Source organism: Pigmentiphaga sp. YJ18, assembly GCF_038066655.1.
Lineage (GTDB): Bacteria > Pseudomonadota > Gammaproteobacteria > Burkholderiales > Burkholderiaceae_B > Pigmentiphaga.
The window spans coordinates 178,779-204,437 of sequence record NZ_JBBUKU010000006.1; the positions used below are offsets into that span (position 1 = coordinate 178,779).

The following is a 25,659-nucleotide window of genomic DNA, read 5'->3' on the forward strand; positions in this document are numbered from 1 at the left end:
AATGGGCCTATTTAAAATCCAGATCTATTTTTTGCATCGGGATTCCCACCAATCCCGTACTAGCTGATGTCGAATGCGATCGGAAGAACAGTGCATCATTAAGCCACTGATGTTGGACGTGATCCTGCTGCGTACCGCTGGCAACGGCTACGGAAATGGAATAATCCCCAGACATCAGGATCGGCATCCTGAAATCGAATACAACCTCCAACATTCCCGCGCGATCGCAATCGACCGTACCTTGATGGCTCACGTAGGTATTGTCGCCGAACAGGGGCTGTCCCAAGCGATCTTTGACAACAAAACCGACGATAGGTCTTCCGATCGACCTCATGACCTCAGCCTCGATGCGCAGACGCACCGGCTCCCCACCGATGCACCAACTGATAGGTTGATTGTCGGTGCCCACCAACAGCACGCGGCGCACCGCTACCGCCCCGGTTCCGAACCCCATCGCTCCAGCTTCGTCGAAACGGAAAACTTCCAGATCGTTCCTGAGATTCGACGCATTAACGTAGTCCAGCCGCATGTCCTTGAAATCACCGAGCACGGGGAGCTCGATTGCTTCATTGGCTAGCTCTTCGCCACTGACCGACTGGGAGGAACGGTACAGGTCCTCTATGTACAACTCGGACACGTCCTTGGCCGAACCGAACGCAGCCACTTTGCCGCCAGACAGCCACAACGCCTTTTCGCACAAACTCTTGACCGCGGTCACGTCATGACTAACGAAGAACAGCAGCCCGCTCCGCTTGAACTCACGCAAGAACCGCATGCACTTCTGGGTGAATAACGCATCCCCCACGGCCAACGCTTCGTCGATGATGAGAATGTCCGCATCTACGTGGGCAATGACCGCAAATGCCAACCTCACATACATACCGCTCGAGTAAGTCTTGACCGGCTGCTCGATGAATTCGCCAATATCCGCAAAATCGACAATGTTCTGGTATTTGGCCCGGATTTCTTCTTCCGACATGCCATACAAAGCAGCGCATAGATAAACATTGTCTCGGCCGGAAAATTCGGGGTTGAACCCAGCCCCCAACTCGAGCAGAGCCGCCACTCTGCCGCTAACGCGAACATCGCCTTCGGTCGGGGCCAGCGTTCCACACAGAATTTGAAGCAACGTTGATTTTCCGGCTCCATTGCGTCCGATGACACCAATGGACTCACCGGCCCCCGCTTCAAAGCTGACGTTCCGGAGCGCCCAGAATTCCCGATAGAACTTCCTGTGGCGCCGCCAGATGAACTGCCACAATCGATGGGCGGGCTTCTCGTAAATGTGATAGCACTTAGAAAGGCGAGAAACGGAAAGAATGGGTTCAGAGGACATCGTTGAAACCCTTTCTCGTCCTTTGGAACCAGAGGAATCCTGCTACGTACACCAATAGAGCGAAGCCCGTGAAAATCGCCATTCCGCCCATATCAGGCATCCGCCCGCTGATCATCACCGCTCGCAGCGATTCAACAATGAAGGTAATGGGATTGAGGTACATGTATTTGTGATATATCGGCGGAATCGCAGACAGTGGGTAAAAAATGGGCGTCATGAACAGCAGGGCGGTAACCACCACCCCAACCAATTGGCCCAGATCGCGGATGAACACACCGATCGAAGAAACGAACCACGCCACGCCGGTCACGAACAATAGATACGGCAACAACAAGACCGGCAGCCACAGGAGGTGGACGCTAGGAACGCCAATCAAGACGCAATACCCAGCGAGCCAGACGAGGCAGCCAACGCAAAAGTTGAACATCGCGCTCAAGGTAATAACCAGCGGCAAGATCTGCACGGGAAAGACGACTTTCGTCACGTAGCTCGCATAGGCCACGATCAGTGACGGTGCCCTCGTGACAACGTCGGAAAAGATGTTGAAGGCCAAGAGCCCCGAAAACAGGATCAGAGCGAACTCGTAGCGATTCTCGACCCCACCCCATTTCGCATTGAATACAACAGAAAAAACGAAGGTGTACACGACAAGCATCATGAGCGGGGTTACAACCGCCCACAGCAATCCCAGCAAGGATCCTTGATATCGGGTGAGGATATCGCGACGGCAAAGCGTCAAGATGAGTTTGCGGTGTTTCACCAGGGAAGACAGCGGGCCGTCCCCACCCAAAACGCGGGTACCCATCAATCGAATACCTCGGCCTGCTGCCACGTAGCTCCCTGGGCGTCCTTGGCAGAGACAATGATGTCACCCCCGAATGGCCATTCGATCGCGATTTCTGGATCGTTCCATGCGATGGATCGCTCGAGGTTCTGGAACCAATAGTCAGTTGTCTTGTACAAAAACTCAGCACTCTCGCTGAGCACGACGAATGCATGGGCAAATCCTTCCGGAATCCAAAGTTGGCGCTTGTTTTCCGCGCTCAGATGGACGCCTACCCATTTACCAAAAGTTCCCGACGAACGACGGAGGTCGACGGCCACGTCGAAGACCTCGCCCGCTACGCAGCGGACCAATTTACCCTGTGGATGGGGCGGCAACTGGTAATGGAGGCCCCTCAATACGCCCCGCGTCGACCGAGAGTGATTGTCCTGCACAAAATCGACCCGGCGCCCAAGGGCCTGCTCAAAGGCCGCATGATTGAAACTCTCGAAGAAAAATCCACGTGCATCGGCAAAAACCTTAGGTTCGAGAATCTTGACGTCTGGAATGCTGGTACTGACGATATTCATGCTGCAATTCGCTCCTCAGCGATCGGTCGAATCTTTCAACAAGCGCTGCAAATACTGACCGTACCCATTCTTGGAAAGACTATCCGCCAATCGCGTCAATTGCTCGCTATCGATCCAGCCATGGCGCCAAGCGATTTCCTCGGGACAGGCAATCTTCAGCCCCTGTCTACGCTCCAGGGTATGAATGAATTGTCCGGCCTCCAGCAGGCTTTCGTGGGTCCCGGTATCCAGCCAGGCATGGCCTCGCCCCATAAGCTGCACCGTCATTTGTCCGCGGTCGAGATATGCCTGATTCACCGCCGTAATTTCGAGCTCCCCACGGGCACTTGGCCTGATGGACCGGGCTATCTCGACGACCGCCTGATCGTAGAAATACAGACCGGTGACAGCATAGTTGCTCCTGGGACGTTCAGGTTTTTCTTCGATGCTGACAACCTTGCCGGCAGCATCGAACTCAACGACGCCGTAGCGTTCGGGATCGTGGACGTGGTAGGCAAAGACTGTCGCGCCGGCTTCCTGGGCATCGGCGGACTGCAGCAATCCAGGCAAGTTGTGGCCATAGAAAATATTGTCCCCCAGCACAAGGGCACTATCGTCGCCGGCAAGAAATTTCTCGCCAAGCAGAAATGCCTGCGCGATGCCGTCCGGATTGGGTTGAACCGCGAACTGGAGGTTCAGTCCCCATTGACTGCCGTCCCCCAACAGTTGCTGAAACCGGGGGGTGTCTTGCGCAGTGCTGATGACTAGGACGTCCCTGATTCCAGCCAGCATCAATGTGCTCAATGGGTAATAAACCATCGGCTTGTCATAGACAGGTAGCAACTGTTTGCTGACCGCCAGTGTTGCCGGGTGCAGGCGGGTTCCGGAGCCCCCTGCCAAGATGATGCCCTTTCTCTTTCTCATGCGAGGATTTCCGCTAGCATTCTTTCCACACCAACCTCCCACTGGGGCAGAGCTAAACCGAAAGCCTGCCGCAACCGAGTCGTATCGAGCCGCGAATTCAATGGGCGGAGGGCAGAAACGGCAAACTCCGAACTTGGAATGGGAGTCACGGTTCGCGCCCGACGCGACGACCATCCATACCGTTCGGCTGCCGCAAGAACGTATTCCGCATAGCCATGCCACGACGTCTGGCCGCTAGCGGCAAGATGATAAGTGCCGCTCAGGCGAGAATCGCGCACCGCTTGCCGAATGGCATGAGCGGTCACGTCGGCGATCAATTCCGCGGATGTCGGTGCCCCATGCTGATCATCGATGATCCGGAGTTCGTCCCGCTCAGTTGCCAGCCGCAACATCGTCTTGGCAAAATTGCCTCCACGAGCCGCATAGACCCAACTGGTACGAAAGAGCAAGTACAGGCATTCGCTGTCACGAATGGCCTGTTCCCCTTCCAGTTTGGTCGTGCCGTACACGTTCAGAGGCGCTGGCGGGTCGTCTTCACGCCAAGGAGTGGCGCCACGGCCATCGAAAACATAGTCGGTGGAGTAATGGACCAACCAGGCTCCCACAAGACGGCATACCGCCGACATCGCTGCCACCGCCGTTGCATTGACTACGCGGGCCTCTGACGCCTCTTGCTCGGCTCGATCTACGGCGGTGTATGCCGCCGCATTGACGACTACATCCGGCCGGACGGCTTCGATAGTACGGGCGACCTCGAGGGGCTGGGCTAGATCTCCACCCAAAGCGTGTCTGTCCAGTGCGATCAACTCGCCGAGAACCCCCAAGGCTCGTTGCAGCTCCCAACCAACCTGACCGCTTTTCCCGAATAACAGAATTTTCACAACAACGACCTCAGTGTTCCATTCAGGAATAATGCTGTTCGATCCAGTTCCGATATTCGCCGCTCGTCACAGAGGCCACCCAGTCCTGGTTGGCCAAGTACCACTCCACCGTCTTGCGAATTCCCGACTCGAATGTTTCGTCCGGCCTCCAACCCAACTCGCGTTCAATCTTGCTCGCATCGATGGAGTACCGGCGGTCATGCCCGGGACGATCTTGCACATAGGAGATGTACTCTACATAAGAATGCCCATCGGCTCTGGGAATCATTTGATCGAGAAGCGTACAGATGGCTCGGACAATATCGATATTGGCCCTTTCATTGCCCCCGCCAATGTTGTAGACCTCTCCTACTAGGCCCTTTTCCAACACCCGCCGGATAGCCGAACAATGATCCTTCACATACAACCAGTCGCGCCGCTGGAGACCATCCCCATAGACCGGCAACGGCTTACCGTCCAAGGCATTGACGATCATTAATGGAATCAGTTTCTCGGGAAAATGATAGGGTCCGTAATTGTTGGAACAATTCGTGGTCAGCGTGGGCAGCCCATACGTGTGTTGATACGCCCGAACGAGGTGGTCGCTTCCGGCCTTGCTGGCAGAATACGGGCTGTTCGGCTCATATCGCGAGGTCTCGGTAAACGGTGGAGAGTTGGGCTCTAGAGAGCCATACACTTCATCCGTCGAAACATGGAGAAACCTGAAAGTGCCCCTGGCCTCGAGAGACAGGCCGCTCCAATATTCTCTTGCTGCCTCGAGCAAACGAAACGTTCCTACGATGTTCGTCTGAATAAAAGACTCTGGGTTTCGTATGCTTCGGTCTACATGCGACTCGGCGGCAAAGTTGATGATGGCTCGAGGCTGATGCTCGAGCAAAAGCCTCGCAACCATCTTCTGATCGCCAATATCTCCACATACGAATATGTGGCGTTCGTCCTTCAGAATCGTGCTCAGGTTCTGTTTATTGCCCGCATACGTAAGAGCATCAAGATTGACAAGCGGCTCACCCACTGTCTCCAGCCAATCGAGCACGAAATTGCTGCCGATGAAGCCGGCTCCGCCAGTTACTAGAATGGTCATGTACTCAAATCTTGTTGAAGATTGCAGCAACAAGCAGCCCCAAGTTGCCGCCTGCGGTCTGAAAATGCACTCCAGAACACAGCATTCCATGCAACCGAGGCAAGAATGATGCGTGGCGTGCGGAGGAATATGTTTTCAATACTGCTCTACAGTCGTTCGTCAAATCGGCATCCAAACGGGCAAGGGCTCTGATATTGCGGTCATTCCACTCTCGGAAACAACCGCGCCACATCATGTGCATGCGCTGCCATTTCGCACGGAACGAACGATTGCTTCCCATTTCGTTGCGATCGTGTTGTCGGTAGAGTATCGACGGCTGCGTGTCATAAATCACCCATCCGCCGCACCCGCTCACTACAAGATATGTCCACCAATCATGGAAAGGGACGCCAACATCGGCTCCCGTGCGCTGAAGAAGAGCCTTGGCTGCCTGGTTAAAAACACTAGTATTTCCACTAGCAATATTTTGGACCAACGCGTTCTCAAAGCAAGGTGGCTTCATGAACAAACGTGACAAACCTAATCCTCGACCACGAGCATCCACCAGCCCGAGCCTGGAGCAATACAGGGCCGGTACCCCTTCGGGCACTGCGGCAAGGGCATGCACTGCCCGCTGCAACTTTTCAGGCTCCCAAACATCATCCTGATCGGAATAGGCGTAGTAATCGGCCTGGATATCGGGTGAACATGCCATGCTAAGGAAGTTGGTCGCCCCTCCTTTTGCCGGTCCATCCATGAAAACCAACCGTTCCCGCCCCCACTGAACCGCATGGGCGCGAAGGATGTCGCGCGTGCCGTCTTTCGATCCATCGTCCGAGGCATAGACGACCCAATTTCGATGGATCTGCATCGCGTACGAAGCGAGTTGTTCGCTCAGATAGGCTTGCCCATTGTACGTAGCGAGAAGAATCGCTACCCGAGACACAGAGGTAACGGGGGCATCCATACCACTGACTTGCAACATCGATCTCCGATACCTTGTATTCGCGAGCGCTCCTCTTGAGCGTCAAAAAAGCCGGCGAGCTGCACCAGACAACTCCGCACCTTCGACGCGGCCTGGGATCACCGTGAAACAAAAACACCGTAGCCGGACTGCCACGGCAGCACGGAAGTCTAACCCGCCCATGCGGCCATATCTCGAGCCCCTCACTTTTCGTTAAAATGTAACTTAAAATTACAACTACCGATATGGTAGCGTGCCGATTCCTTCTTTTCAGAGATTCCACTTGCCCCCAGCCTCGAATTCGTCCCTCCTTGTCACTGGCGGTGCCGGCTACATTGGTACTCATACACTGCTCGAGCTCATCCGGGCGGGCTACCAACCCGTGGTGCTGGATGATTTCTCGAACGGGTCGCACCTTGCGCTCAAGCGTGTCGAGTCGCTGGCCGGTCACACACTGCAGGTCGTCGAAGGAAGCATCACGGACACCGGTCTGCTGGATGCAATGTTCAGCAGTGCCGCGGAGCACGGATCGCCCATCCAGGCAGTCGTGCACTTTGCGGGCCTGAAGTCTGTTGGCGAGTCCGTTGCCAAACCGCTTGATTACTACCAGACCAATGTAGCCGGTACGCTAACACTGCTACAGGCCATGGAACGCGCTCACGTTCACACAATCGTGTTCAGTTCCTCGGCCACTGTCTACGGGATTCCGCTCGCACAACCCTACACCGAGTCCCATCCAATCGCGCCCGTGAATCCGTATGGCTCCACCAAGGCCATCGTAGAGCAGATCCTGCGCGATTGGTGCGCGGCGCATCCGGCCCACCGTGCCACCTGTCTCCGATATTTCAATCCGATCGGTGCACACCCCAGCGGTATGCTGGGCGAAGCGCCTGAGGGCATACCGAATAATCTCTTTCCCTTTATCACACAGGTGGCGGTTGGTAAGCGCCCCCACTTAAACGTGTTCGGCAATGACTATCCCACGGTGGACGGCACGGGGGTTCGCGACTATATCCACGTGGTGGACCTGGCCATCGGTCACGTCAAGGCGCTCGAGCACTCAAGACGAGCTACCACGGGCTTCGTAGCGATCAATCTCGGCACGGGACGCGGCACCAGCGTTCTGGAACTACTGCATGCCTTCCAGACAGTCAGTGGGCAGGCCATCCCCTACGAGTTCCAGCCCCGCCGCCCCGGCGACATCGCCGAGTGCTGGGCCGACCCCTCCACCGCCGAAGCCCTGCTCGGCTGGAAGGCCACCCGCACCCTCGAAGACATGTGCGCCGACGGCTGGCGCTGGCAATCCCAGAACCCGAACGGCTACGAGCCCTGAGATGGATGGAAGCGCGCCGCTGCGGTTGGCGCGCGACCTCGGCCAATTCACGATCAGTCCAGCGTGATATTAGCCATCTTGACCACCGACTCGAAGCGCCGGGTGTCGGCCTTGACGGCCTGGGCGAGGTCGGCGGCCGAGGCGGGCCAGGCTTCGAAGCCGAAGGTGTCGAACTGTTTGCGCACGTCGGGCTCGGCCACGGCCTTGGCGACGCCGCTGTTGATGGCGTCGATGGCGGCCTTGGGAGTGCCCTTGGGCGCGAACAGGGCGACCCAGGTCTTGAGTTCGAAGTTGGCCGGGCCGCCGGCCTCCGAGACGGTGGGCACGCCGGAATACAGGGCCAGGCGCTTGGGCGCGGCCAGGGCCAGCAGTTTGACCTTCTTGGCCTGGTAGAGCTGGGCCACGGTGGCGGCGGTGCCGAAGGCCCAGTCGACTTCGCCGGTGGCGACGGCGGTGTAGAGCTGGGGCAGTTCCTTGAAGGGCACGTGGGTCATGTGGGTGCCGGTCTGGGTCTGGAACATGGACGCGCCGATGTGGGCGACGCTGCCCAGGCCCCAGGTGCCGTAGGTCTGGTTGCCGCCCTTGGCCTTGGCGTCGGCGATGAGGTCGGCGACGTTGTTCCAGGGCGACTTGGCCGAGACGACGATGAAGAAGTTGGTGGTGTAGACGGGCGAGGCGGGCTCGAAGTCGGCGACCGGGTCGAAGGGCAGTTTCTTGTACAGGTGCGGGTGCAGGGTCATGTGGGTGTTGTCGACCACGACCAGGGACAGGCCGTCGGGCGCGGCGCGCTTGACGTCGCCGATGGCGAGCCAGCCGTTGGCGCCCGGCTTGTTCTCGACGATGAGGGGCTGGCCCCAGGCCTTGGACAGTTTTTCGCCGACCAGGCGGGTGACGGCGTCGGGGCCGCTGCCGACCGAGTAGGGCAGGACGACCCGCACGGGCTTGGAGGGATAGGCGGGTGCCTGGGCACCGGCATGGCCGGCGCTCAGGGCCAGGGCTAGGGCGGCGGCGCCGCGCAGGATGGTTTTCATGGTGTCTCCTCGTGTTGTGCTTCGTTGGTGTGGGGATCAGGCGGTGGCGGGCGCCGGCTGGTGGCAGGACAGGGCCTCGCACGCGGCGGCGAAATGGGGGTCGCGCTGTTTCAGGTCCTCGTGGCTGACCTGGCCGGTGCGCCGCATGTAGTCGTAGGCGAACGAGACGGGGTCGAGGTGCATCTTGTCGGCGACGTTCTCGTACCAGTCCAGGCTGCGCGCGGCGGCGTTCTGGAAGCTGGACGAGGCGGGTCGGCGCTGCGTCTCGAAAGCGGCGAAGGCGGCCTGGAGGTCGCCGGGGTGGCGCACCAGCCCCTGGTGCAGGGCGATGGCGTCCTGCATGGCCATTCGCGTGCCGGAGCCCAGCGAGAAGTGCACGGTGCGCAGCGCGTCGCCCAGCAGGACGATGTTGCCGCAGGTCCAGCGTTCGTTGCGGACGATGTTGGCCTCGAACCAGAGCGAGCGGTTGGTCAGGAGTTCGTTGCCGCCCAGTTCGGGGCGGAAGACGTCGGCGCAATAGCGGCGGCTTTCGTCCTCGCTGGCTTCATGCAGGCCGGCGCGCTGCCAGGTGTCGGGGTCGACCTCGACCAGGAAGGTGCTCAGTTCGGGGCTGTACTGGTAGCTGTGGGCGATGAACACGCCGTGCGGGGTCTCGCGGAAGATGAGCGAGACCGGGTGGAAGCGCTGGCGGGTGCCGTACCAGGCGAATTTGTTGCGGCGTTTCTCGAAGCTGGGCTGGAAGTGGTCGGCGAACTGCTTGCGCACGGCGCTGTTGCCGCCGTCGGCCGCCACCACCAGGTCGACCTCGCGCGCCAGCGCGGATACGTCGTCGATCCGGCGGTTGTATTCGATCTTCACGCCTTCGCGCCGGCAGGCGTCTTCCAGCACGCGAAGCATGTCGATGCGGGCGGTGCGCGAGAAGTGGTTGCCATGGACCTGGACGTGGGTGCCGCGATGGACGATTTCCATGTAGTCGCAGCGTTCGTGGTGGGCCACGAACGCCTTGAAAAACTCGGGATCGGCTTCCTGCAGGAAGGACAGGCCGACGTCCGAGAACACGACGCCCCAGCCGTAGGTGGCGCCGGCGGGATTCTGTTCGTAGACCTGGATCTGGTGGGACGGGTCGTGCTTCTTGGCCAGCAGCGAGAAGTACAGGCCGGCGGGGCCGGCTCCGATGACGGCGATTTTCATGATGCGAGGCTCCCTGCCGCCGCGGCGGCGCCGCAGGCGGTCTGGTACGAGGACAAGGCGTCGCGCAGCACGCCGGGCACGGGAATGGCCCGGCGCTCGCCGCGGGCGACGCAGATGGGGGTCAGCTTGGCGATGAAGGCGGTCTGCCCGGCGGCCGTGGTAGCGGTGATGTCGAGCGCGTAGGTGTGCTGGCGGATAGCTTCCACGGTCACGCGCATGTCGAATTCGTCGTCCGGCCACAGCGAGGCGCGGAAGTCGAAGGACAGCGCGCGGCTGGGCGTGCCGAAACCGAGTTCGTCCTTGACGCGCTGGGGCGTGGAATCGAACAGCATGCCGTAGAACAGTTCGGCGGCGGAGATGACGTATTCGCCGAAGGTCACGGTGTAGACCACGCCGGCGGGGTCGCAGTCGCCCCATTTGACGCGGCGGCGCACGACGAAGGGCGTGGTCGAGATCACGTGTTCGGTGCTGGTCATGCCGGCCTCTCCTGCTTGGGGTCCTGGCCGCCGGCACCGGCCTCGCCCGCCAGCTTCTCGGCGATCATGCGCTTGAGCGCGGGCTTGTCCAGCTTGCCCACCTTGGTCACCGGGAAGACCTCGATCACTTCGACGCGCTCCGGGCACTTGTACTTGGCCAGGCCCTGGGCGACCAGAAAGTCCGCCAGTTCCTTGACCTGCGGCGCGGCCTGTCCGGGGCGCGGCACGATGTAGATGCAGCCTTTCTCGCCATAGACGGGATCGGGCATGGCCACCAGCCGCGCCTCGGCCACGGCCGGGTGCGCGCCCACCAGGCCCTCGACTTCCTCGCAGCCGATTTTCTCGCCGCCGCGGTTGATGTTGTCGCGCAGGCGGCCTTCGAAGGCGTAGCAGGTGACACCATCCACCACATGGGCGCTCATCATGTCGCCGGTGCGATAGAAGCCGTCCGAGGTGTAGGCCTGGGCGTTCGCCTCGGGCGCGTTGAAGAAGCCCGGCAGCGTGGCGGGGCCGCGAAAGCACAGTTCGCCCATCTGGCCGGGCGCCACCGGTTTTTCCGAGTCGGGCTCCAACAGGCGCAGTTCGTCCTGCGGGCAGCCGGAGCAGCCCTGGGTCTGGAAGCGCCGGGCCTGCGGCGCGTCGGGCGGGGATCCCAGCAGCAGTCCCTCGGTGATGCCGAACAGGTTGGAGCACGGCACGCCCAGGTGCGCCTCCAGGCGGTCGGCGCGGCTCATGGTGATGAACAGACGCAGGGCCGACAGGTCGTGCCGGGCCAGGTCAGGATAGGTCATGAGCTGCGGGGCGATGGGGCCGATGGAGACGGCGCGGGTGACCCGGTGTTCCTCGATCAGTTCCAGCATGCGGACGAGGTCCAGCTTGGGCATCAGCACGGCGGACACGCCCATGGCGAACACGGGGATCAGCACGTATACCTGGGCCGCGTTGTGCAGCAGCGGCAGCGCCCACATGAAGCGGTCGTCCTCGCGCAGCTTGTACATGCCCGCGCAGGCCAGCGCATGGCCGAGGTATTCGGCGTGGAAGCGCGGGATGATCTTGGGCATTCCCGTCGTACCGCCCGAGAGCTGAAAGCTCAGCACGTCGCCCAGCCCCGGCGGCGCCTCGGCCAGGCGCTGGCGCGCGGCCTCGAGCGGCATGCCGGCGATCAGGTCGCTCAGGGCCAGGCCGCCCTCGCCCGCCGGCCCGCGGGCGACGATCAGATGGCGCAGCGTGTCGCTGCCCTCGGCCATCTTGCGGGCGAAGGCGGTCAGGTCGAAGCTGGGATGGAAATCGGCCTGCACGAAATAGGCCCGCGCCGCCGACTGCCGGATCAGTTGGCCGATCTCCAGCTCGCGATGCTGGGGCAGCGAGCAGACGGGCACGATGCCGGCCTTGTAGCAGGCCGCCAGCGCCAGCACGGTTTCCAGCGTGGTCCCCATCTGGAAGATGGCGCGGTCGCCGGGCGCAAGGCCCGTCTCCAGCAGCGCCGCCCCCAGCCGTTCCGATTGTTCGTCCAGCTCCTGGAAGCTCAGGCTGCCTTCGTCGGTGATGAACGCCGCCTTGCCGGGCAAGCGCCGCGCGGTGGCGCGCAAGGCATCGCCCACCGATGACCGCATCCACGCGCCACTGTCCAGGTAGGATGCGGCGCGCTCGGCCGGATGGTAGATGACCCCTTCTATCGGGTGCCGTATGTCTTGCATGATGGTCTCCTCCGCCTGGACTTCAGGCGGCCTCTGGAACGATGCGGGCGCAATCCCGGTCCAGCGTTTCGATGCGGCCCTGCACGCCGCCGGTGAACAGGCCATACCAGATGGCGGGCTTGAGCCCCAGCGCCTTGCGGCGGAACTCGATGGGGCCGTCGCTTTCGATGCGGTCGTAGTCGCCCAGGGTGTCGACGCGGCAGTCGCCGCGGCCGCGCGCATCGTCTACGAGGGCGGCGAACTCGCGCACGCGGGGCACGAAGATGCGCACCGCCGGAGATACCTGCGCCTGGCCGGGCCGCACGTGTTCTGCGACCAGCCGGGCCTTGCGCGACCAGATCTCGGCGATGTCCGACACGCGCCGCTGTCCGGCCCGGGCCTCGTCCTCGGCTTCGAGCGCGGCCTGCAGCGTCAGGTGGCCGTCCAGGGCATCCACCTGGGTCAACGGGCGAAGCTTGCGGGTGAACTCGATGAAGTAGCCATTCGGATCGCGCACGTAGATCGACTCGATCACTTCGTGCGTGGTTTCGACCGACACCTGCAGGCCGGCGTCCTCCAGCTTCTTCTTCCAGGCCCGCAGTTCGTCCTGCCCTTCGACCAGCCATGCGGTGTGGGTGGCGTCGAACACGTGGTCGTCGGGCACGGGCGCCATGGGCGGCCGATCGCGCATGGCCACGGGCGGCTCCGAGCCCAGGTAATAGAAGAAGGCGATGGTGCTGCCGTTTCCACTGTCGAAGAAGAAATGCAGGAAGTCCGGATGCGTGGCCGGCCCCCAGCCGCGCGCCGAGATCACATGGATCAGGGGCAGGCCCAGAATGTCCCGGTAGAACGCCACGGTCTCGCGCAGCTTCCAGGTGGGCCGCGCCGTGTGATCGACGCCCCGCAACGCGAGCCCGTGGGCGGACAGCGCCCCGGGCGCGGCGTCGGTCGTCTTGCCTGCCGGCGTGGCGCTGGCGTTCAGGCTGGTGCTCATGTCGTTTCCCCTTGCATATGGATGGTGGTCAGCGCGCGAAGCGCTCGCGCAGCCAGGCGGCCAGTTGGCGGCCGGCCTCGTAGCGGCCCGGCTCCTCGCCCTCGGCCAGCGCGCGGCCATGGTGGTCGCCGCGCACCCGCAGGTGGCGCTTGTCGGCCGTGGCCAGGGCATCGTGGATGGCGCGCACGTCGCCCGGGAAGCAGGCCTGGTCGCCCGTGTATTCGATGATCAGGGTGGGCTGGACGATGGCGTCCGCGGCGGCCGCCAGGCTGGCGTTGGACGACAGGCCGGACCAGGTCGACAGCCAGCTCTCGGGCGTGCAGAAGCGCGCGAAACCGACGGCGCCGTAGTTCGAGGCATAGGGATCGCGGCCCCACAGCGAACCGGAATGCCGGTCCGACGGATCCAGGCTGAGGTCCAGGCAGCGCAGGTCGGCATCCGTGCGCCAGACCGTCATCACGGGTGTATGGGCGGCCACGCGGCGCTCGGCCTGGGAAGCGTCCTCGCGGCCCTTGAGCGCCTTGCGCGCGCCCAGCCGCTGCGCGATCGACTGCCGCGCCAGCGCGTCCAGCCGCTCGACCCGGTCGCGCTGCGCCTGCCGGTAGCGCGCGACGAACCCGGGCACATAGCGCGCCTGGCCGCCGGGGCGGTAGCCGTTGTCGGGATTCAGCGGATCCAGGGTCGGGTCGACCGACAGCGCGTCCCCTTCGTCCAGTACCGAGGGATCGATGCAATTCATCAGCAGCGCGCCCTGCCCCGGATGCGGTCCCACCAGCACCAGGCCCTGGACCTGGGGCATGTCGAGCCCGGCCAGGCCGGAAGGCTTGCCGCCCGGCGTGCGGGCGATGCGCTCGGCGGCCGGCAGCGACGACTGCTGGGCGTAGAAGGAATACAGGCCCGCGCCGCCCGAATTGCCCAGCAGCACGATGTGCTCGAACCCCTGCCCGCGCAGGAAGGCCAGGCCGGCCGCCACGTCGTGCAGCGCGGTCTCGTGCTCCAGGCGCAGGTCGTTGCCGACCGAACGCGCGCCTTGCGACCAGGCCGCATAGCCGGCGCCGACGATGTCGGGAATGAGGTAGTGGCAGGCCATGAATTCGCGCGGGTGCATCACGCACACGACGGTCCGGGGCCGGGGGCCCGCCGGCAGGTAGAGCGAGCCCGTGGTGGCGGCGTCGTCATCGGTGCGCAGGACGACGTTGCGGGTGGAGGCGCCGGCCGGAAGATCGCGGGGGTTCCAGTCGGTGTTCAAGAAGCCTGCGGTGACGTGCTGGGGGGCGTTGGCGCCGGTGCTCACGATGGGTCTCCTGATGACGCGGACGGCTGATGCAACCGTCTTTTGTCACATTCGACTATTTTTTGACTTAACTGTCAATATACGTAGAAATTCCGACAGAAGTGTCAAAAAAACTCGCCGACGCGCCCCTTTTCCCTGGGAAGACGGGGTTTCGACATGCCATAATCGGCTCCTGGGCCGGCACCCGTTCCTGCCCCATATCCTGGAAAGTCCCTATCCGTGAACGAGCTTCCCACCAAGGCAACGATGAAAGGGGAAGTCCTGCGCGGCGCCATCCTGGACGCCGCGGCCAAGCTCTTCATCGAACGCGGCACGGGCGGCACCAGCATGCAGGACATCGCCGAATCGCTGGGCCTGAGCCGTACCGCCGTCTACTACTATTTCAAGAACAAGGACGCGATCCTGCGGGCGCTGACCGAGGAAATCCTGACCTCGGCCCGGGAACTGGCCAACGCCGCCGTCTCCCGCCAGGACCGCGATCCAGCCGAGGCGCTGCGGGAGCTGGTCACCGACTACGCCAATCTCATCCTGTCGCGCCCGGCCGAGTTCCGCGTGGCCGACCGCAACGAGTCGGACCTCACGCAGCGCCAGCGCGCCTCGATGCATACGGCGCGCCGCAGCGTGCTGGCGGACTTCAGCGGCATCATCGAGCGCGGCATCCAGCTCGGCCATTTCCGCATGGCCGACCCGCATGTCGCGGCCTTCGGGCTGATCGGCATGTGCAACTGGACCGCGTGGTGGTTCAAGCCCAGCGGGCGCCTGGGCCAGCAGGAAGTGGCCGAGGCCATCGCCGACATGGCCATCCATGCCCTGCGGCGCGACGAATCGCGCCGGGCGCGGGTGCCCGACGTCAAGGAATCCCTGCGGCTGCTGCGCGAGGACCTGGCCTACCTGGAGAAGCTGGTGGTGCCCGAGGATGACGCCTCGGCCGGCCAGCGCAAATAACTGTCCGCCAGTTCGCGGAACACCCCGGCGCCCGCATCGACGCCAGTCTCCTCGGCCAGCAGCCTTCCGACCTCGCCCGCCAGCTCCCGTGCCAGGCGGGCGTCCAGGAACAGCAGGCGCGAACGGCGCGCCAGGACGTCCTCGACCGTGCGCGCGTATTCGTGGCGCGCGGCAAAGCGCACCATGGCCTCGGTCAGTCCGCCCCCCAGTTCGCGATCCGCGCCCGGCAGGGCAAGCACTGCATCCCGTTCGCTGCCATATCCCCACAGGCCCGGCGCATCGCCGATGCTGTGCCTGCCCGGCTCGGCCCCCACCAGGGGATGGTCGGCCGTCGCGCAGGGGCCGGCGGATTTCAACAGGCCGGCATCCAGGCAGGCATCCACCGTGTCCTGGGCCATGGCCCGGTACGTGGTCCATTTGCCGCCGGCCACGGTGACCAGCCCGTCGTCCTCGACCCGCACCACGTGCTCACGGCTGACATCCTTGGTGCTGGCGTGTCCCGCCGGGCGCACCAGCGGACGCAGGCCCGCCCAGGCACTGGAGACGTCGCGGACACCTGGCGCGCGCTCCAGGTAGCGGCCGGCCTCGCCCAGCAGGAAGTCCACTTCCTCGGCCAGCGGGCGCGGCTCCAGTTCCTGGCTGGGCCGGGGCGTATCGGTGGTACCGATAACGGTCCTGCCCATCCAGGGCAACGCGAACAGCACCCGGCCGTCGGGCGTGCGGGGCACCAGCAGCGCTCGGTCGCCGGGCAGGAAGTCGCGCGATACGACCACGTGCGCGCCCTGGCTGAACAGGAGGGTGTCCTGGGCGGCCTGCGTTCGCGCGTCCAGGCGGCGCACGGCGTCAACCCAGATACCGGCGGCATTCACCACGCAGGCCGCGCGCAAGGCATACGAACGGCCAGTTTCGCGGTCTTCGCAGCGCACGCCGGCCACCCTGCCCTGCTCGCGGATCAGGCCGACGGCGGCGCAATGGTTGACCAGCAGCGCGCCGGCGCGCGCCGCGGTACGCGCCAGCGCGATGGCCAGCCGGGCGTCGTCGAACTGGCCATCCCAGTATTCGATGCCGCCGCGCAGCCCCTGCGTCCGCAGCCCGGGCTGGCGGGCCGTGATGGCCCGCCTGTCCAGCCAGCGCGTGCGCCCCAGGCCGGCCTTGCCGGCCAGCACGTCGTACAGGACCAGGCCCGTTCCGTAGTACGGCCTTTCCCAGAACCGATAGGCGGGAACGACGAAGGGCAGCGGCTGTGCCAGGTGCGGCGCGTTGCGCAGCAGGATCTGCCGTTCGCGCAGGGCCTCGCGCACCAGCGGAAAATTGCGCTGCTCCAGGTAGCGCACGCCGCCATGCACGAGCTTGGTCGCGCGCGAAGACGTTCCCTTGGCGAAGTCGTGGGCCTCGACCAGCACCACGCGCAGGCCCCGCGTGGCCGCATCCAGCGCCACGCCCAGGCCGGTGGCGCCGCCGCCGATCACCGCCACGTCGTAATCCCCGGGTTCGGCCAGCCGGGCCAGCAATCCGGCCCGGTCGGTGCGCAGCGGCGCCTGCGTGGACGCGGTCAAGTCCGGGCCCAGGCGCGCGAACGCGCGACGGCCTCGCGCCAGCGTTCGACCTTGGCGCGGCGGGCCGTCTCGGACATCGAGGGCTCGAAGCGCCGGTCCAGCGCCCATTGCGCGGCGATCTCGGCCCCGTCGGCCCAGAACCCCGTGGCCAAGCCGGCCAGGTAGGCCGCGCCCAACGCCGTGGTCTCGGTAACCTGGGGCCGCACCACCGGCACGCCCAGGAAATCGGCCTGCATCTGCATCAGCAAGTCGTTGCCGCAGGCGCCGCCGTCCACTCTCAGTTCCCGGATGGCCAGGCTGGAATCTCCCATCATCGCGGTCAGCGCGTCGGTGGCCTGCAATGCGATCGACTCCAGCGCCGCGCGGGCGATGTGGCCGCGGGTCGTGCCACGCGTCAGGCCGATCAGCGTGCCGCGCGCGTAGGCGTCCCAGTCTGGCGCCCCCAGCCCGGTAAAGGCCGGCACCAGATAGACGTCGCCCGAATCGGCCACGCTGGCGGCCAGCGGCTCGACCTCGGGTGCGCTGGCGATCATCTTCAGGCCGTCACGCAGCCACTGGATGGTGGCGCCCGCCATGAAGACCGACGCTTCCAGGCAGTAGGCCGTGCGCGTCGTCGGCTCGGCCGCGGCCGGCCCCTGCCAGCCGACCGTGGCCACCAGCTTGTTCTGGCTGGGCATGGGCTGGGTACCCGTGTTCATCAGCATGAAGCAGCCGGTGCCATAGGTGTTCTTGACCATGCCGGGCTCGAAGCAGGCCTGCCCGAACGTGGCCGCCTGCTGGTCGCCCGCCACGCCCGCGATCGGCACGGCCGCGCCGAACAGGTCGGGGTCGGTCTCGCCCAGCACCGCGCACGACGGCACCACGGCGGGCAGCACGCTGGCGGGGATGTCGAACAGATCCAGCAGTTCCTCGTCCCAGGCCATGCGATGGATGTCGAACAGCAGCGTGCGCGAGGCATTGCTGGCATCGGTCCCGTGCACGCGGCCATTGGTCAGCTTCCAGATCAGCCAGGCATCGACGGTGCCGAACGCCAGTTCGCCATTGCGCGCGCGCTGCCGCGCCCCGGGCACATGGTCCAGCAGCCATTGCAGCTTGGTGGCGGAAAAATAGGAGTCCAGCACCAGCCCGGTCTTGCGCTGGATGAGCGCCTCATGCCCTTCGCGGCGCAGCTGGTCGCAGCGCTCGGCCGTGCGGCGGTCCTGCCAGACGATGGCGCGGGACACGGGCTTGCCGGTGACGCGGTCCCACAGCACCGTGGTCTCGCGCTGGTTGGTGATGCCGATCGCGATGGCGGGCGCGCGCGAATAGCCGTTGCCCACCAGCGAGGTGGGCGCCCGTGCCAGGCAGGCCCGCGCCACGGCCAACTGCGACTCCCAGATGTCTTCGGGATCGTGTTCGACCCAACCCGGGCGGGGAAACAACTGGGGGAATTCCTTCTGGGCGACGGCGACGATCTGCCCGGCATGGTCGATCAGCAGGGCGCGCGAGCTGGTCGTGCCCTGGTCCAGCGAAAGGATGTAGCGCATACGGAGGAGACCTGGTGAAACCTGCGTTGCGTGGACGCGTCGGTCAAGACGCAGGCAGATGGTAGCGCGAGCGCCGCCCGCACGCACCTGACCCCGACCGGGCCACGCACCGGCTATCCAGGCGTAGCTACGCCGTCGACGCGGAATCGCCCGCCCGCGCGGCCGCGGGCGGGCGCAGCAGCATCGCGCACAGGACCGCGGCCACCGCGCCGCACGCGGCGCCCAGGGCGAAGGCCATCTGGTAGCCGCCGTTCAGCGCGGCAACCTGGGCGGCGCCCCGCTCCAGCAGGAAGTTCGTCCGCGCCGCCGCCAGGCTGGCCAGCACGGCCAGGCCCAGCGCGCCCCCCATCATGAACGAGGTATTCACCACGCCCGAGGCCAGGCCGGCATCGCGGGGATCCACGTCGTTCATGGCCGCCAGCAGCATGGGGTTGAATGCGACGCCCGCGCCCAGGCCGAGCAGCGACATGGCCGGCAGCACGTCGATCAGGAAGTCGCCCTGGATCGGTGCCCGCGCGAACAGCGCCAGTCCGACCGACGCCACCGCCAGCCCGCAGGCCAGCGGCGCGCGGATGCCGAAGCGCATCACCAGCCGGGCCGACAGGCCGAGCGAGAACACCGCCATGATGACGTTGGCCGGCAGGAAGGCCAGCCCCACCTGCATGGGGCTGTAGCCCAGCACCACCTGCAGGTACAGCGCGGAAATGAAGAAGGCGGCGAACATGGCGGCGGCCCACAGCACGCCCGCCGCGTTGGCCGTGGCCACGTTGCGCAGCCGGAACAGCCCCAGGGGCATCAGCGGCGCGCGCACCCGCGACTCGATGGCCAGGAAGGCCGCCAGCAGCACGGCGGCGGCGCCCAGCAGGCCCAGCGTATGGAACGAGGTCCAGCCGCGTTCGTTGCCGTTGACCACGGCATACACGGCCAGCATCAGCGAGGCGGTGATCGCCGCCGCGCCGGCCATGTCCAGCCGCTCGCCCGGCTGCCCGCCCTTGGCCGGCAGCAGCGCCATGCACAATCCATAGACGGCCGCGCCTATGGGCAGGTTGACCAGGAAGATCCAATGCCAGCTGAGCACGCTGGTCAGGAAGCCGCCCAGCAGCACGCCTATGCTGCCGCCTCCCGCGCACACGAAGCCGTAGACGCCCATGGCCTTGGCGCGATCTTCCTGCTCGGGAAACAGCATCATGATCAGTGACAGCGACACCGCCGAAACCACCGCGCCGCCCAGGCCCTGCACCGCGCGCGCCGTCACCAGCATGGCCTGGGACTGGGCCAGCCCGCAGGCCAGCGAGGCCACGGTGAACAGCGCGATGCCGGCCACGAACAGCCGCCGGTGCCCGTACAGATCGCCCAGCCGCCCGCCCAGCAGCAGGAAGCCGCCGAAGGTCAGCATGTAGGCGTTGACCACCCAGACCAGCGCGGTCTCGGAAAATTTCAGGTCGTCGCGGATCGAGGGCAGCGCCACGTTGACGATGGTCGTGTCGAGCACGATCATCAGCACGCCCAGGCACAGCACCATCAAGGCCAGCCAGCGTTTGCGGCGGTCGAGGTCGGCATTCACGGATGAGCTCCTCATGCCGGCGCGCGGCATGGCAGGATGGAAGGAACGGAAACAGTAAATGTGTACAGCGTACACAAAATAACAGGAAGACAGGCCCGGCGTCCATCGCCGCATCCTCCCGACCTGTTTCTTATTGTCGAACCGCCGGCATCGCGCTTAGCGGATGACCATGTTGTCCCGATGCATGAGCTCGGGCTCTTCCATGCTGCCCAGCAGCGCCTCGATCCGGCTCGAGGGCTGGCGCATGATGCGGCGGGTGGCGCCGGAGGAATAATTGATCAGACCACGCGCCAGCTCCCTCCCGGAAGCGTCCACGCAGGCCACGACGTCGCCGCGCTCGAACTCGCCCTCGACCGCCGTCACGCCTATGGACAGCAGGCTCTTGTGGTCGCGTGTCAGCGCCAGGGCGGCGCCCTCGTCGACGGTGACGCGGCCGCGCAGTTGCAGATGATCGGCGATCCACTGCTTGCGCGCCGACAACAGTGGCAGCGAGGCGCGCAACTCGGTCCCTATGCAGGTTCCCCCGGCCAGCCGCACCAGCACGTCGGGCTCACGACCCGACGCGATCACGGTATGCGCGCCGCTGCCCGCCGCCCGCTTGGCGGCCAGGATCTTGGTCAGCATCCCGCCCTTGCCCAGGCTGCTGCCCGCGCCGCCGGCCATGGACTCCAGCTCCGGTTCGCCCGCGCGCGCATGCGACACGAACTTCGCGTCGGGATTCCGGCGCGGATCGGCCGAATACAGGCCGGCCTGGTCGGTCAGGATGACCAGCGCATCGGCCTCGATGAGGTTGGTCACCAGCGCGCCCAGGGTATCGTTGTCGCCGAACTTGATCTCGTCGGTGACCACCGTGTCGTTTTCATTGATGATGGGCACGACACCCAGTCGCAGCAGCGTGAACAGCGTCGACCGCGCGTTCAGGTAGCGCGTGCGGTCCGACAGGTCTTCATGGGTAAGCAGGATCTGCGCGGTATGCAGCGCATGTTCGGCGAACACGCTTTCGTAGGCCTGCGCCAGGCCCATCTGGCCGACCGCGGCGGCCGCCTGCAATTCGGGCACCAGCGTGGGCCGCTTGTCCCAGCCCAGGCGCAGCATGCCTTCCGCGATGGCGCCGCTGGACACGAGGACGACCTCCTTGCCCAGCGCGCGCAGGTGCGCGATCTGCCCGGCCCAGCGCAGCAGCGCGCTCCGGTCCAGGCCCCGTCCCTCGTCGGTGACCAGCGAGGAGCCTACTTTGATCACGAGCCGCCGGGCGGCGGCGATCACGGAAGTGCTATTCATCGTGGAACTCAATCGCCGTCGCCACCACCATCGCCGCCCTCGCCGCCGGCATCGCCACCGTCGGTATCAGGGGCATCCTCGGGGGTCTGGGCGCCCGCGTCACCGCCATCGGCCGGCACGCGGCGCGGACGGCGCCGGACCGGCGCCGGCTTGGGCGCCGGTGCCTGGGCCTCGACGAAGCGCAGGTCCTCGTCGAAGGCCTGCTCGGCCTCGCGCTGCTCGTCCAGCCAGTTCTGGACGGCCCAGGCCAGTTCCTGGGTGCCATCGCCGGCCAGCGCGGAAATGCAGAACACCGGGCCGTCCCAGTCGAACTCCAGGCAGAACGCCTCTTTCAGTCCCTGCGGGTCGTCCACCATGTCGACCTTGTTGAGCACCAGCCAGCGCGGTTTCTCGTACAGGGCGGGGTCATAGCGGCGCAACTCCTCGACGATGGCGCGCGCCTCGTGCACGGGGTCCACCGTGGGATCCATGGGCGCCACGTCCACCAGATGCAGCAGCAGGCGCGTGCGCGACAGGTGGCGCAGGAACTGGTGCCCCAGCCCGGCGCCCTCGGACGCGCCCTCGATCAGCCCGGGAATGTCGGCGATCACGAAGCTGCGCTCGGCGTCGGTGCGCACCACGCCCAGGTTCGGATGCAGGGTGGTGAACGGGTAGTCGGCCACCTTGGGCCGGGCATTCGACAGCTTGCGGATCAGCGTGGACTTGCCGGCGTTGGGCATGCCCAGCAGGCCGACGTCGGCCAGCACCTTCAGCTCCAGCCGCAGCTTGCGCTGTTCGCCCGGACGCCCGTGGGTGAACTGCCGCGGCGCGCGGTTGGTGCTGGACTTGAAATGCAGGTTGCCCAGCCCGCCATTGCCGCCGGCGGCCAGCACGACCTTCTGGCCATGGGTGGCCAGGTCGAACAGCAGCTCGTTGGTCTCGGCGTCGTACACCATGGTGCCTACCGGCATGCGCAGCGTGATGTCGCTGCCGCCGGCGCCGTAGCGGTCGGAACCGCTACCCTGCTCGCCGTTCTGGGCGCGATGCAGGCGGGCGTAGCGGTAGTCGATCAGCGTATTGATGTTGCGGTCGGCCACGGCATACACACTGCCGCCCCGCCCGCCATCCCCGCCATCGGGTCCGCCGAAGGGAATGAATTTCTCGCGGCGAAAGCTCGCCACGCCATTGCCGCCCTTGCCGGCAATCACTTCGATGGTGGCTTCGTCGACGAATTTCATAAAGGGAAGCCCACCCCCTTGCGGCCTACGGCTGTTCCCCCGTCAAGAGAGGGTAGCGCTGGCGAACCGGCGGGACCGGATCCACGGCACCCGGAAATGGGACGCCGGCACGTTCGGGCGGGACTTGAGAGTCCTTGCAAGCAGAACTTGCGATGATAATAAAAAACGCCTCCACGCGTAACATCGCGCGGCGGCGCTATTTTGGCGAAGCGCGAAAGCCCTCGCCACTGCCTATTCGAACTCCCCCACGCAGCCGCCCCCCAGATCCAGGGCACAGCGGATCTGGCTCCGCCAGTCCGCCAGTGCCGCCCCCTGGGGGGCGCGCGTCAGCGCGTAGGGGGGGGTCTATTACACAGGGTCGATCGAGACGGTATGCTTGCGCAGGGCGCCCTTGACCGCGAATTGCACGCGGCCGTCGACCAGCGCGAACAGGGTGTGGTCCTTGCCCACGCCGACGTTGACGCCGGGGTGGAAACGGGTGCCGCGCTGGCGCACGATGATCGAGCCAGCCGGGATCAATTCACCGCCGTAGGCCTTGACGCCCAGGCGTTTCGCTTCTGAGTCGCGGCCGTTCCGTGTGGAACCGCCGCCCTTTTTCTGTGCCATGTTTGCACTCCTGCTTGTTCGTTACCGATTCTTGCCTACATTCCGGTGCCCGGCCGCGCCGGGCCCCCATCAGGCGGAAATGGTGCCGATCTGGATTTCGGTGTAGTTTTGACGGTGGCCTTGGCGCTTCTGGTAATGCTTGCGCCGACGCATCTTGAAGATGCGGACCTTGTCATGGCGACCGTGTGCAAGAACCTTGGCCGTGACCACGGCACCGGACAGAAGAGGCGCGCCGATCTTGAGTTGATCGCCTTCGCCCACTGCCAGGACCTGGTCCAGCGTGATCTCTTGCCCAATGTCTGCCGGTATCTGTTCTATTTTCAGCTTTTCGCCAGCGGCAACGCGATACTGCTTTCCGCCGGTTTTTATGACCGCGTACATGGGATGACCTCTTGGGTTGTTCAAAGCTCGAGCCCCAATAGGGGTCGAACCATAGACTATAACCGGAGTTGTGCCAGAGCGTCAATCCCGGCCTCGTCCCGCGCACAGCCCCGGTATAATTTCGTTGCCACGGCGCTTTCGGGCGCCGCCGCCCGCTCGCGGGCCTCCCAGTCACGCCATGCCGCCGGTTGTTGCATCTCGGCTTTTGTTGCACACCTGGCCGGCAACGGCCAGTCTACCCACGGATTCCCCTTGAGCCTGCCGACCCTGTTCGCCCCCATCGCCGACGACATGCAGCGCGTCGACGCCGTTATCCGGGCACGACTCGACTCCGACGTCCCGCTCATCCGCACCATTGCCGACTACATCATCGGCGCGGGCGGCAAGAGGATGCGTCCCGCCCTGCTGCTGATGGTCGCCCGGGCGCTGGGATACGAGGGGCAACAGCATCATTTGCTGGCCGCGGTGGTGGAATTCATCCATACGGCCACGCTGCTTCACGACGACGTGGTCGACGAATCGGCGCTGCGGCGGGGCAGGGCCACGGCCAACGCGGTATTCGGCAACGCCGCCAGCGTGCTGGTGGGCGACTTCCTGCATTCCCGCTCGTTCCAGATGATGGTCGAGACCGGCTCGGTGCGCGTCATGCAGATCCTGGCCGACGCCACCAACGTCATCGCCGAGGGCGAGGTGCTGCAACTGCTGAACGTGCACGATCCGCTGGTGACCGAGGAACGCTACCTGCAGGTGGTGCGCTACAAGACCGCCCGCCTGTTCGAGGCCTCGGCCCAGCTGGCCGCGGTCCTGGCGGGCGCCACACCCGAGCAGGAAGCCGCGGCGGCGGAATACGGCCGCCGCGCCGGCACGGCGTTCCAGCTGATCGACGACGTGCTCGACTATAGCGGCGAGGCCGAGGCACTGGGCAAGAACCTGGGCGACGACCTGCGCGAAGGCAAACCCACGCTGCCGCTGATCCGCCTGCTGGACGTGGGCACGCCGGCGCAGCAGATGCTGGTGCGCACCGCCATCGAGAACGGCGAAGGCGATTTCGTCGCGGTCGCCACCGCCATCCGGGAATCGGACGCCCTGGACTACACCCGCGCCCGGGCCCGGATCGAGGCGGATGCGGCGGTCGCGGCGATATCCACCTACCCCGTTTCCGCTTTCCGAGATTCTCTGCTAGAATTCTGCGCTTTCGCGATCAACCGAGATCGCTGAAAAGAAAGACAGCCTGCCGGGCAAGTTGTACAAGCCCGTATCCGGCAGGCCGGACCGACAAGTCGGGGCGTAGCTCAGCCTGGTAGAGTACTGCGTTCGGGACGCAGGAGTCGGAGGTTCGAATCCTCTCGCCCCGACCATTGATCTGGTCGACAAGCCTGTAGCCAGGCACGCAAAACGCACAGCCGAGGCTGTGCGTTTTTGTTTTTTGCCCGTGCCGCGAATCCGCTGCTACTGCATGCTGCGGCCCGCCATGGCGTCGGCATAGCGCTCCCAGTGGCGCACGCGATAGGCCAGGTCCGACGCCTTGGCGCCGGCCGGGCCGCCGCCCGAGCACAGTACGCCGTTGCGCAGCACGTGCTGGATCGTATTGGGCAGCAAGGGACGCCATTCGTCGTGGACCGGGCGCTGCCAGCCGGCGCCGGGCCGGTACAGGGCCACGGTGCGCCATTCGCGCGTGCCGCAGCGGACCGATTCGTACGAAATGTTCTCGGCTCCCAGGTCGCTGACCGCGCGCAGCGTATAGCGCACGATCAGGCCCGGGGCGATCTGGATGGAGCGCGGATCCACGCCGAAACGGAAACGCTCGTTGCGCGACAGGTTTTCCACCGGCAGCACGTCGGCCTCGGTGGGCACCGGCGGCAACTCCGACTTCAGGGCTTCCCATCCGGCATCGGGCAGGGTGCGCTGGGCATCGATATCGTCCAGCAGGTAGTTGCCATCGCCGCGCGGCTGGCTGCCGCAGGCGGCGAGTAACAAGGCCAGGCATCCGGCGCCGGCCCAGGCGGCGGCGCGCAGGGCCCGGCGGGCGGGACGCATCGGGCGCGCCCCGGCGAACTGACTAGGCATAAGTGTTTTCCATATACAGGTTGC

The 25,659-nt window shown here is 64.9% G+C and carries 24 protein-coding genes and 1 tRNA gene; 4 read left to right on the plus strand and 21 right to left on the minus strand.

Going from position 1 to position 25,659, the window contains the following annotated elements; all coding sequences use genetic code 11:
- Positions 1-7 precede the first annotated feature (7 nt).
- From WKR98_RS27585 to WKR98_RS27615, 7 genes are read right to left on the minus strand one after another with little or no spacing between them, the layout of a single operon-like run.
- On the minus strand, positions 8-1,336 hold the full coding sequence (locus tag WKR98_RS27585; RefSeq protein WP_341435243.1) for an ABC transporter ATP-binding protein: 1,329 nt from the start codon (positions 1,334-1,336) through the stop codon (positions 8-10).
- Positions 1,326-2,141, minus strand: a complete 816-nt coding sequence (locus WKR98_RS27590; RefSeq protein ID WP_341435244.1) for an ABC transporter permease — start codon at positions 2,139-2,141, stop codon at positions 1,326-1,328. The genes WKR98_RS27585 and WKR98_RS27590 overlap by 11 nt, the downstream gene beginning before the upstream one ends.
- Complete coding sequence (rfbC, locus tag WKR98_RS27595) at positions 2,141-2,689, minus strand: dTDP-4-dehydrorhamnose 3,5-epimerase (RefSeq protein WP_341435245.1); 549 nt, start codon at positions 2,687-2,689, stop codon at positions 2,141-2,143. The genes WKR98_RS27590 and rfbC overlap by 1 nt, the downstream gene beginning before the upstream one ends.
- Positions 2,690-2,704: 15 nt before the next feature.
- Positions 2,705-3,592 (minus strand): glucose-1-phosphate thymidylyltransferase RfbA, encoded by an 888-nt coding sequence (gene rfbA / locus WKR98_RS27600; RefSeq protein WP_341435246.1) that lies wholly within the window; start codon positions 3,590-3,592, stop codon positions 2,705-2,707.
- The gene (gene rfbD / locus WKR98_RS27605) at positions 3,589-4,473 is read right to left on the minus strand and encodes a dTDP-4-dehydrorhamnose reductase (RefSeq protein WP_341435247.1); all 885 of its coding nucleotides are present in this window, start codon (positions 4,471-4,473) and stop codon (positions 3,589-3,591) included. The genes rfbA and rfbD overlap by 4 nt, the downstream gene beginning before the upstream one ends.
- A 22-nt stretch (positions 4,474-4,495) precedes the next feature.
- Positions 4,496-5,554 carry a dTDP-glucose 4,6-dehydratase gene (rfbB, locus tag WKR98_RS27610; RefSeq protein WP_341435248.1) on the minus strand — a complete coding sequence of 353 codons (1,059 nt, stop codon included), beginning with the start codon at positions 5,552-5,554 and terminating at the stop codon, positions 4,496-4,498.
- Between the two features lie 4 nt (positions 5,555-5,558).
- A complete protein-coding gene (locus WKR98_RS27615; RefSeq protein ID WP_341435249.1) occupies positions 5,559-6,518 on the minus strand; it encodes a glycosyltransferase family 2 protein in 960 nt (319 codons plus the stop codon).
- Between the two features lie 232 nt (positions 6,519-6,750).
- Between WKR98_RS27615 and galE the strand changes: the two genes are divergently transcribed.
- A complete protein-coding gene (gene galE / locus WKR98_RS27620) occupies positions 6,751-7,830 on the plus strand; it encodes a UDP-glucose 4-epimerase GalE (protein WP_341435250.1) in 1,080 nt (359 codons plus the stop codon).
- 53 nt (positions 7,831-7,883) lie between these two features.
- Here galE and WKR98_RS27625 read toward each other — a convergent pair whose 3' ends face one another.
- The 6 genes from WKR98_RS27625 to WKR98_RS27650 are packed head-to-tail and all read right to left on the minus strand — an operon-like array spanning position 7,884 to position 14,492.
- The gene (locus WKR98_RS27625; protein WP_341435251.1) at positions 7,884-8,861 is read right to left on the minus strand and encodes a Bug family tripartite tricarboxylate transporter substrate binding protein; all 978 of its coding nucleotides are present in this window, start codon (positions 8,859-8,861) and stop codon (positions 7,884-7,886) included.
- Positions 8,862-8,897: 36 nt separating this feature from the next.
- The gene (locus WKR98_RS27630) at positions 8,898-10,052 is read right to left on the minus strand and encodes an FAD-dependent monooxygenase (protein WP_124691132.1); all 1,155 of its coding nucleotides are present in this window, start codon (positions 10,050-10,052) and stop codon (positions 8,898-8,900) included.
- Positions 10,049-10,528, minus strand: a complete 480-nt coding sequence (locus tag WKR98_RS27635) for an acyl-CoA thioesterase (RefSeq protein WP_124691133.1) — start codon at positions 10,526-10,528, stop codon at positions 10,049-10,051. The genes WKR98_RS27630 and WKR98_RS27635 overlap by 4 nt, the downstream gene beginning before the upstream one ends.
- The gene (locus WKR98_RS27640; RefSeq protein WP_124691134.1) at positions 10,525-12,225 is read right to left on the minus strand and encodes an AMP-binding protein; all 1,701 of its coding nucleotides are present in this window, start codon (positions 12,223-12,225) and stop codon (positions 10,525-10,527) included. Before WKR98_RS27640 ends, WKR98_RS27635 begins: the two co-directional genes overlap by 4 nt.
- 22 nt (positions 12,226-12,247) lie before the next feature.
- Complete coding sequence (locus WKR98_RS27645) at positions 12,248-13,198, minus strand: VOC family protein (RefSeq protein WP_341435252.1); 951 nt, start codon at positions 13,196-13,198, stop codon at positions 12,248-12,250.
- 28 nt (positions 13,199-13,226) lie between these two features.
- Positions 13,227-14,492, minus strand: a complete 1,266-nt coding sequence (locus tag WKR98_RS27650; protein ID WP_124691136.1) for an alpha/beta hydrolase — start codon at positions 14,490-14,492, stop codon at positions 13,227-13,229.
- A gap of 219 nt (positions 14,493-14,711) precedes the next feature.
- On the opposite strand from WKR98_RS27650, the gene WKR98_RS27655 reads away from it, so the two are divergent.
- Complete coding sequence (locus WKR98_RS27655; RefSeq protein WP_087841661.1) at positions 14,712-15,437, plus strand: TetR/AcrR family transcriptional regulator; 726 nt, start codon at positions 14,712-14,714, stop codon at positions 15,435-15,437.
- On the opposite strand, the gene WKR98_RS27660 is transcribed toward WKR98_RS27655, so the two are convergent.
- The 7 genes from WKR98_RS27660 to rplU form a co-directional block, all read right to left on the minus strand.
- Complete coding sequence (locus WKR98_RS27660) at positions 15,380-16,993, minus strand: glycerol-3-phosphate dehydrogenase/oxidase (RefSeq protein ID WP_341435253.1); 1,614 nt, start codon at positions 16,991-16,993, stop codon at positions 15,380-15,382. The genes WKR98_RS27655 and WKR98_RS27660 overlap by 58 nt on opposite strands.
- Positions 16,990-18,519, minus strand: coding sequence for a glycerol kinase GlpK (gene glpK, locus WKR98_RS27665; protein ID WP_341435254.1), 1,530 nt, complete (start codon positions 18,517-18,519; stop codon positions 16,990-16,992). The genes WKR98_RS27660 and glpK overlap by 4 nt, the downstream gene beginning before the upstream one ends.
- 127 nt (positions 18,520-18,646) lie before the next feature.
- On the minus strand, positions 18,647-20,098 hold the full coding sequence (locus tag WKR98_RS27670) for an MFS transporter (protein WP_445936170.1): 1,452 nt from the start codon (positions 20,096-20,098) through the stop codon (positions 18,647-18,649).
- A gap of 141 nt (positions 20,099-20,239) precedes the next feature.
- Positions 20,240-21,364 (minus strand): glutamate 5-kinase, encoded by a 1,125-nt coding sequence (gene proB / locus WKR98_RS27675; RefSeq protein ID WP_341435256.1) that lies wholly within the window; start codon positions 21,362-21,364, stop codon positions 20,240-20,242.
- A gap of 8 nt (positions 21,365-21,372) precedes the next feature.
- The gene (gene obgE, locus WKR98_RS27680) at positions 21,373-22,581 is read right to left on the minus strand and encodes a GTPase ObgE (RefSeq protein WP_124691147.1); all 1,209 of its coding nucleotides are present in this window, start codon (positions 22,579-22,581) and stop codon (positions 21,373-21,375) included.
- Positions 22,582-22,929: 348 nt separating this feature from the next.
- A complete protein-coding gene (gene rpmA, locus WKR98_RS27685) occupies positions 22,930-23,187 on the minus strand; it encodes a 50S ribosomal protein L27 (protein WP_087841667.1) in 258 nt (85 codons plus the stop codon).
- A gap of 69 nt (positions 23,188-23,256) precedes the next feature.
- On the minus strand, positions 23,257-23,568 hold the full coding sequence (gene rplU / locus WKR98_RS27690) for a 50S ribosomal protein L21 (RefSeq protein ID WP_087841668.1): 312 nt from the start codon (positions 23,566-23,568) through the stop codon (positions 23,257-23,259).
- 252 nt (positions 23,569-23,820) lie between these two features.
- On the opposite strand from rplU, the gene ispB reads away from it, so the two are divergent.
- Together ispB and WKR98_RS27700 are read left to right on the plus strand one after the other, a co-directional pair.
- Positions 23,821-24,786, plus strand: a complete 966-nt coding sequence (gene ispB, locus WKR98_RS27695) for an octaprenyl diphosphate synthase (protein WP_124691148.1) — start codon at positions 23,821-23,823, stop codon at positions 24,784-24,786.
- Positions 24,787-24,849: 63 nt separating this feature from the next.
- A tRNA-Pro gene (locus tag WKR98_RS27700) sits at positions 24,850-24,926 on the plus strand.
- A gap of 91 nt (positions 24,927-25,017) precedes the next feature.
- Here the strand turns inward: WKR98_RS27700 and WKR98_RS27705 are convergent.
- Entirely contained in the window at positions 25,018-25,635 is a 618-nt protein-coding gene (locus tag WKR98_RS27705) for a CNP1-like family protein (protein ID WP_124691149.1), read from the minus strand.
- Between the last annotated feature and the right edge of the window lie 24 nt (positions 25,636-25,659).

What these genes read in the sequence shown, in the direction of transcription:
- WKR98_RS27590 (WP_341435244.1), bottom strand. Translation starts at nt 2,141, where the DNA reads ATGGGTACCCGCGTTTTGGGTGGGGACGGCCCGCTGTCTTCCCTGGTG.
- rplU (WP_087841668.1), bottom strand. Translation starts at nt 23,568, where the DNA reads ATGTACGCGGTCATAAAAACCGGCGGAAAGCAGTATCGCGTTGCCGCT.
- proB (WP_341435256.1), bottom strand. Translation starts at nt 21,364, where the DNA reads ATGAATAGCACTTCCGTGATCGCCGCCGCCCGGCGGCTCGTGATCAAA.
- WKR98_RS27635 (WP_124691133.1), bottom strand. Translation starts at nt 10,528, where the DNA reads ATGACCAGCACCGAACACGTGATCTCGACCACGCCCTTCGTCGTGCGC.
- rfbA (WP_341435246.1), bottom strand. Translation starts at nt 3,592, where the DNA reads ATGAGAAAGAGAAAGGGCATCATCTTGGCAGGGGGCTCCGGAACCCGC.
- WKR98_RS27630 (WP_124691132.1), bottom strand. Translation starts at nt 10,052, where the DNA reads ATGAAAATCGCCGTCATCGGAGCCGGCCCCGCCGGCCTGTACTTCTCG.
- obgE (WP_124691147.1), bottom strand. Translation starts at nt 22,581, where the DNA reads ATGAAATTCGTCGACGAAGCCACCATCGAAGTGATTGCCGGCAAGGGC.
- rfbC (WP_341435245.1), bottom strand. Translation starts at nt 2,689, where the DNA reads ATGAATATCGTCAGTACCAGCATTCCAGACGTCAAGATTCTCGAACCT.
- WKR98_RS27615 (WP_341435249.1), bottom strand. Translation starts at nt 6,518, where the DNA reads ATGTTGCAAGTCAGTGGTATGGATGCCCCCGTTACCTCTGTGTCTCGG.
- rpmA (WP_087841667.1), bottom strand. Translation starts at nt 23,187, where the DNA reads ATGGCACAGAAAAAGGGCGGCGGTTCCACACGGAACGGCCGCGACTCA.
- glpK (WP_341435254.1), bottom strand. Translation starts at nt 18,519, where the DNA reads ATGCGCTACATCCTTTCGCTGGACCAGGGCACGACCAGCTCGCGCGCC.
- rfbB (WP_341435248.1), bottom strand. Translation starts at nt 5,554, where the DNA reads ATGACCATTCTAGTAACTGGCGGAGCCGGCTTCATCGGCAGCAATTTC.
- WKR98_RS27585 (WP_341435243.1), bottom strand. Translation starts at nt 1,336, where the DNA reads ATGTCCTCTGAACCCATTCTTTCCGTTTCTCGCCTTTCTAAGTGCTAT.
- WKR98_RS27625 (WP_341435251.1), bottom strand. Translation starts at nt 8,861, where the DNA reads ATGAAAACCATCCTGCGCGGCGCCGCCGCCCTAGCCCTGGCCCTGAGC.
- WKR98_RS27670 (WP_445936170.1), bottom strand. Translation starts at nt 20,098, where the DNA reads ATGAGGAGCTCATCCGTGAATGCCGACCTCGACCGCCGCAAACGCTGG.
- WKR98_RS27640 (WP_124691134.1), bottom strand. Translation starts at nt 12,225, where the DNA reads ATGCAAGACATACGGCACCCGATAGAAGGGGTCATCTACCATCCGGCC.
- WKR98_RS27705 (WP_124691149.1), bottom strand. Translation starts at nt 25,635, where the DNA reads ATGCCTAGTCAGTTCGCCGGGGCGCGCCCGATGCGTCCCGCCCGCCGG.
- WKR98_RS27645 (WP_341435252.1), bottom strand. Translation starts at nt 13,198, where the DNA reads ATGAGCACCAGCCTGAACGCCAGCGCCACGCCGGCAGGCAAGACGACC.